6 protein-coding genes and 1 pseudogene are annotated in these 6,700 nt (G+C 56.4%); 5 read left to right on the plus strand and 2 right to left on the minus strand.

The window, feature by feature from the left end; genetic code table 11:
- The 4 genes and pseudogenes from uvrC to WCE46_RS03425 all read left to right on the plus strand — a co-directional run.
- Positions 1–193: pseudogene (gene uvrC, locus WCE46_RS03410) on the plus strand (excinuclease ABC subunit UvrC); the annotation flags it as partial.
- A 99-nt stretch (positions 194–292) separates the two neighbouring features.
- Positions 293–661 carry a ferritin family protein gene (locus WCE46_RS03415; RefSeq protein ID WP_424732299.1) on the plus strand — a complete coding sequence of 123 codons (369 nt, stop codon included), beginning with the start codon at positions 293–295 and terminating at the stop codon, positions 659–661.
- Positions 662–663: 2 nt separating this feature from the next.
- A complete protein-coding gene (locus WCE46_RS03420; protein WP_424732300.1) occupies positions 664–1,452 on the plus strand; it encodes a family 1 encapsulin nanocompartment shell protein in 789 nt (262 codons plus the stop codon).
- Between the two features lie 95 nt (positions 1,453–1,547).
- A complete protein-coding gene (locus tag WCE46_RS03425; protein WP_424732301.1) occupies positions 1,548–1,889 on the plus strand; it encodes a DUF7490 domain-containing protein in 342 nt (113 codons plus the stop codon).
- Between the two features lie 56 nt (positions 1,890–1,945).
- Here WCE46_RS03425 and queC read toward each other — a convergent pair whose 3' ends face one another.
- A complete protein-coding gene (gene queC / locus WCE46_RS03430) occupies positions 1,946–2,599 on the minus strand; it encodes a 7-cyano-7-deazaguanine synthase QueC (protein WP_424732302.1) in 654 nt (217 codons plus the stop codon).
- A gap of 208 nt (positions 2,600–2,807) precedes the next feature.
- On the opposite strand from queC, the gene WCE46_RS03435 reads away from it, so the two are divergent.
- Positions 2,808–4,613: a hypothetical protein gene (locus tag WCE46_RS03435; RefSeq protein ID WP_424732303.1), complete on the plus strand. Its 1,806-nt coding sequence runs from the start codon at positions 2,808–2,810 to the stop codon at positions 4,611–4,613.
- Positions 4,614–4,784: 171 nt separating this feature from the next.
- On the opposite strand, the gene feoB is transcribed toward WCE46_RS03435, so the two are convergent.
- Positions 4,785–6,700 (minus strand): ferrous iron transport protein B (feoB, locus tag WCE46_RS03440; protein ID WP_424732304.1); only part of this gene is annotated, 1,916 nt, incomplete at its 5' end.

Raw genomic sequence — 6,700 nt, forward strand, 5'->3', positions numbered from 1 at the left:
GGGGGTGACCGGCCAGCCGGTCATCGCGATTGCAAAACGGGAAGAAGAAGTCTATGTACCAGATGCAGACCTGCCGCTCCGGCTCGACAGAAAAAGCATCGCACTCCGGTATATCGAGGAGATCCGGGACGAGGCACACCGGTTTGCGATCGCCTACAACCGGCTGCTCCGTAAAAAGAAAGTACTCACCTGACCACCCACCCCATGCACTGCAGGATGAAAAATCTGCCCGAAGTCAAAAGTATTTAAACCGGGCGATATACAATTCTGACATACATATAAGGTGACAGTAATGCCAGACTTTTTCAACCCGTTTAGTGGCACCGTTCCGGACCGCAAGCTGACCAAAGAGGAACTCATCCGGGTTGTCCGGCTCGACATTGCCGGGGAACTTGAAGCGATCCACGGCTATATGGCCCATGTGGATGCGACGGACAACGAACTTGCAAAGGGCGTGCTCACCGATATCGCCAATGAAGAGCGCGTGCATGTCGGGGAACTCCTCCGGCTCCTTTCCATCCTGACCGGTGATGAGGATGAGTATTACAAGAAAGGAACGCTCGAAGTGGACACCCTTGCAGGTAAGTTGGGCGCTGCCAGTGCACCGGCGGCAAAAGAGGAAGCGACCATCGGATCGCTCAAACCTTTAAAGGAGGCTTAATCATGACAAATGCATATCTCGGACGCGAAGATGCACCGATCGGTGCAGAGACCTGGAAGCTCATTGACGCTGTGGCAGTCCAGGCAGCAAAGAGCCAGATCACCGGGCGCCGGCTGCTCCCGATAGAAGGCCCGTACGGATTCGGACTCAAGTCACTCCCCCTCGGGGACTATGCAGTGGAAGACGGGATCAGCGCGAGCGTCTCGCTCCCGCTCTCCCTGATCCGGACGGAGTTTTCCTTGGGCAAGCGCGACCTTGCCGCCTTTGAACGCGATCACCTCATCCTCGACACCGCTCCTGTTGCCTGTGCTGCAATGGATGCGGCGGTAAAGGAAGACCGGGTCATCTTTAACGGAATTACCGGAACCCCGGGGCTGCTCAATGCGGAAGGCGCCGGGTCGATGACGCTGTCAAAATGGGACAAGGTCGGGGTTGCGGCAGACCAGATCATCGATGCGGTCACCAAGCTTGATACAGCCGGTTTCCACGGGCCGTACAGTCTTGCCCTCGCCCCGGCCCAGTACAACCTGCTTCTCAGGCGATATCCGCAGGGCGACGGAACAGAACTTGAGCATATCTCTTCAATTGTCGGCGACGGCGTCGTCAAGGCTCCCGCGCTCAAGAAAGGCGGCGTCCTGATTGCCTCGGGCAGCCAGTACGCTTCAGTCGCGATCGGCCAGGACATGGCAGTCGGGTACAATGGCCCGGTCGGCGACCTGCTCGAATTCCAGCTCTACGAGAGCCTTGCACTCGTAGTCCGTGCCCCTGAGTCGATCCTCGTGCTCAAGTGATCACCACCCCATTTTTGGGGATGGTTTTCGTTCGTATAGAGAAACCGGTTATGTTTTTACCAAAAATTTTTCCCGGTGCGCTTGTCTGTATTTTCGTGATCGCCTTTACCGCAGGTGCCGGGTGCCTCAGCACGGCAACCGTTCAGGACAGTTCATCCGGTCCGCTGCATGCCCATTACCAGTACCAGGACTCGTGGTCTCCTGAATATGGCTGTTATTCGCACCTGACCGGGTATGTCTACAATGCCGGGAACGTATCTGCTGACAATATCCGGCTGAATTTTAACCTTGTCAATACCGGGACCGGCACGATCCGGGATTCAAGGTCCATCTTTGTCGGTCACATTGGCGCGGGAGATACGACAACCTACGAGACTATCCTCGACGGGGAATGCTCGCAGGACTACCGGGTTGATTTTGCTTTTGAGACCCCGTAAAAAGAGAGAGAAAAGGGATCCGGTAATCTTTTTTTTAGCGCTGCATGGCCAGGATCTTAAGACCGGTATTCCAGCGGATCGACCGCTCTTGCCTGCAGGAACGCCTCGCGCCGCTCGGTGCAGGCGCCGCACTTCCCGCAGGACAGTTCCTCCCCTTTGTAGCACGACCATGTATCTGCGTAATCGACCCCGAGCGCGATGCCTTTTTTGACAATATCTCCTTTGCTCAGTCGGAGATATGGTGCGTGCAGCACGATATCGTTCCAGTCACAGAGATGCAGGGCGGTCGTCATGGCACTCACAAATGCCGGCCGGCAGTCCGGATAGATCGCATGGTCCCCGGCGTGTGCTGCGTAAAAAAGATGTCCGGCCCCGGTGCCGATGGCATAGGAAGCTGCAAGGCTCAAAAAAACCATGTTCCGGTTCGGGACGACCGTCTGTTTCATCGACTCTTCCGCATAATTGCCTTCGGGAACGTCCCACGAGTCCCGGGTCAGGCTGGACGGGGCCAGATCGTTCAGGACTGAAACATCGACAATTTTGTGGGAAATATGGAGTTTTGCGCAGGTCCGCTCTGCGCACCGGATCTCTTTTTTGTGTTTCTGGTGGTAATCAAAAGTGATGGCACTGACCTCATACCCCTCGTGGATCAGATCGTAGAGCAGGGTCGTGCTGTCCATCCCGCCCGAAAAAATAAGAACTGCTTTCATACTGGTATCATTGCCTGGTGTAACGGTATCTTCAGGTTCCTATATGAAGGGAACGCCGGATTACCGGTCAGAAGGGAGAAAAGCCGGATGAGGCACCCGTAACAGGTACATCGCGGCCTCTGCACCCGGGATGCCCGGCTGCCACGGGGATCTGCCATATCCACCACAAGATGCCGCGGAAAATACCGGATTACCTAAAAAGCATATCATGACAGACAACAAAATTGTATCCGGAGAGTGCTCACGTTTGGCCGGCCCGTACCTGAAAAGCGGTGAATCCATCATCCTGACAACCGACCGGGTGCTGATTGACGATGTCGAGTACGACCTGATCCTCACCAGCCAGCGCCTTGCCCTTGTCGACAGCGATCACACGAGCGACCAGCCGCAGGTCGTCCCGTTTGCCACCATCCTGTCGGTGAAAGGGGGAACCACCCCGGCGCGCGAGCCGTTTATCACCCTTACGGTCATTGATCCTGTCGGCCTTGAGGAGTCACGGACTATCGATTTGATATTTTCACAGCAGCCGTATGAAGACCGGGCCGCAGAGTGCGATCTCTGGGTACAGAAACTGATCGAAAATATTGTGTCGGTCCGCCAGGAACCGGCCACGGCCGGAAAACAGCGGGTCCCGTCAAAACCGCGGGGCATGAATCCCACGGTCCGCCGCTTCGGAGCTCCCGAGGTGCCACTGCCACACTCGCAGGTAGCAGAGAGGAGCAGGCGACCATCAGAGGAACTGCTTTCCGCGATACAGGGGACGGAATGGGATATACCGGACGAGACCGTTGAACCACCGGCGCCGGAGGACCAGAACAATCCTGATGACATCATCCAGCCGGCACCGGAGCATGAGACCGGCCACGCACGACCGGTCACGGCAGTTACCGGGGAAGAAACTGCCAGTTCCCCGCTATCAGAAGAACCGGTTGATCGGGTAAACGCAGCATCTCCTCAAAAAAATGCTGATGATGACCTCCCGATCGTTTCGGCAGAGGAAGACTCTGCGTTACCCGTTCAGGAAGAGGAACCGGTGAACCCTGCGGTTCCGGCAACACCGTTTGATGAACTGGTGCCAAAGGAGACAGAAGCAGAGCCGGTATCATCAATGGGCGATGGACCGAAGGGCAAAGAACCGGTCCTCCCCGGAAACACTGCAGAGTTCACGGGACCGGCCAAAAATCCGGGAATTCCCAGTCTGGTGCTCCCGGAATTACTGTTGCACTTAAAAAACCTGCCGGAACCGGAGATCCCGGACCTGTCAGATCTGGAAGAGCGTGGCGAGACATCTGCTGGTACGCTGGTCGGACTGCCAGTGAATGGGGGGACGGGAGAACCTGCACCGGATCACCGTGACGATTCCGGGATTCCTGAAACCGGGACCGGAATACAGACTGGATTACCTGACGCGGTTGTTTTTCCGGTGCTCTCCGCTGCATCGTCCGGTGATGTCCCGGAGACACCAAAAAAAATAGCCCCCCCGACAGTACCGTCCCCTTCCTCACAATCTCCTGTACCGCAGCCCGGAAAAATCCCGGTCCGGATTGTGGCTGCGATCATCATCGTGCTCCTGGTTATCATCGGGGGAGCAGTTGTCATGTACCTGGTACCGGGAGGATATAATGGAGGATCAGATCACCTGGTTGTTACACCGGTGAACCAGACGCCGGTTCCCATCACGACAACCGCGCCGGTCATGGTCCCCACTGACGGTGTGTGGGTGAAGGTAATGTACAACGGGACATTTTTGGGGACCTACGGGAATCCGGGGAGCCTTAAAGAGGTACGTGGCACCGGGGAAGAGTTCTACCTGATAAAGAACAGTAACGCTCTCGTGCAGGCTTCGTTTACAAAACAGGATTATTATGGGGATACCCTGACGGTCGGGGTCTATAACAATGGCACAATGGTCAGGCAGTTCACAACGAGCGCCCCGAAAGGAATGATTTCAATCCTTGTCGATCCAAAGACCGGGAACGCCCCCTACGTACCGGTAACCACGATTAGTTCATGAAAAGATCCCCCACAACACCGTACGTACCTGACAGCAGGGGAATTGATACATCTTTTTTAAGGCATCCCGACAGTTTTGCCCTGAAATCCAATACCGGGGTTTCCTTTTTTAATCCCCAACCACAGTCTCCGGCTTGACAACAGCGCAGGATAAAAAAACAGCAGAGATATCTCAGCCCATAAAGAGGCTGAGCAGCCTAAATGCAATCCCACCGACCAGAAGAGCAAGGACGATCTCAGTAAACGAGATCGCAAGCGATCGTTTCCACCCGAACTCCGAGGCGAGTACCAGGATGACCGAGATGCAGGGGATATAGAGCATCGAGACAAGCGCGATGACGATGAGCTGGACCGGGGTGAGGAAGGCCGCGAAGTTAGTCGACCCGAAGAGCACGGCAAGGGTGAGGATCGTAAGTTCTTTTCTCACGATACCGAAGATGAGGGTGATCCCGACGATGATGGGCAGGCCCAGCCATAAGACCGTTATCGGTGCAAGGATGTTGTTGACCGGCGTGAGCAGGCCGACCGCGTAGAAGACCTGAATCGCAGCGCTCCCCACGATGTACGCGGGAAAGACAAACCAGATAAGCGATTTTGTCCGCGCCCATGTCTGTTTTAAAACGACAGAGGCTGAAGGGACATGGTAGTCTGGCATCTCCATGATAAGGCCGACAGATTCGCCCGGGACGACCTTGAATGCGATCCTCCCGACAATGATGATCAGCACAATATCGAAGGCATAGAGCGCAAGCGCCCACCATATGCTGACGAATTTGCCGACGAGGCCGAGGATAACAACCGTCCGGGCCGTGCAGGGGATGAGGGTGACCAGGAACGCCGCGAGCAGTTTCTGCTTGGGCGATTCCATGATCCGGCAGGAGAAACATGCCGGGACATTGCACCCGTAGCCAAGGATGAGGGGGATGACGGCTTTCCCGTGCAGCCCAATCTTGTGCATGCCCCGGTCGAGCATCACCGCGATGCGGGTGAGGTAGCCGGAGTCTTCCATCACCGCGAGGAGAAGGTAGAACGGCAGGACATAAGGGATGACCAGCGTGACTCCCGCAATAAATCCCGAGAACGCGCCGTTCCAGAGAATCCCGGTGACAGGACCGGTAATGACCGGTTCATACGGCGCGATATGCGTGAGAAATGACTGGATAATGTCGGAGATACGGGCACCGACGACAAACGTCCATACGAGCAGCCCGCCTATCACGAGAAAGACCGCGAGGTACCCGAGGAAGGGGTGGAGGGCCACCTGATCGAGCTTGTCGGTCAGGCTCTTCTTGGGCATGCCGTCCTCCTGGGGCCGCACGGTGATCACCTCAGCTGCGATCCGGTCGGCTACCTGGTACCTCTCCGCGCTCATCACGACGCAGACCGGTTCCCCGTGCAGCGTCTCGATCTCTTCGGAGAGTTTCCCGGCAGCGGCGACAATGGACGGGTCCTGTGAACCGACGATGCGGGCGACCTCGGGGTCCCGCTCCAGCAGTTTTATTGCGATCCAGCGGACGGGATAAGGCGTGGTTATCGAACCCATCAGGGAGACGATCTTGCCGATGCGCTCTTCGATCTCCCTGCCGTACGTGAGAACCGGCGGTACCGGGTGATCATGCACAAGATCGAGGATCGCTTCGGTGAGATTGGAAATGCCCTTTCCCCGGATAGCCACCGTCGGGATGACCGGGACGCCGAGCAGCTTTGAGAGTTTCGCGGTATCGATACTGATCCCTTTTTTCTCCGCAAGATCGATCTGGTTGACCGAGACAAGAAGCGGCGGGGCGAGTTCCATGAGCTGGATCGTAAAGAAGAGATTGCGTTCCAGTGCGGATGCATCGATCACGTTGACGACTGCATCCGGGTGTTCAAGCGCGATATACTCCCGTGAAACCAGTTCCTCCATCGAGTACGTGGAAAACGAGTAGATCCCCGGCAGGTCTATGACACGGATCCTTTTGCCCTTGTACTGGAGGAGCCCTTCAGCACGCTCGACCGTTTTCCCCGGCCAGTTCCCGATAATCTGGTCGACGCCGGTCAGCTGGTTGAAGGTGACGCTCTTACCGACATTTGCATTACCGGCAAGGG

The organism is Methanoregula sp., assembly GCF_049690535.1.
Taxonomy (GTDB): domain Archaea; phylum Halobacteriota; class Methanomicrobia; order Methanomicrobiales; family Methanospirillaceae; genus Methanoregula.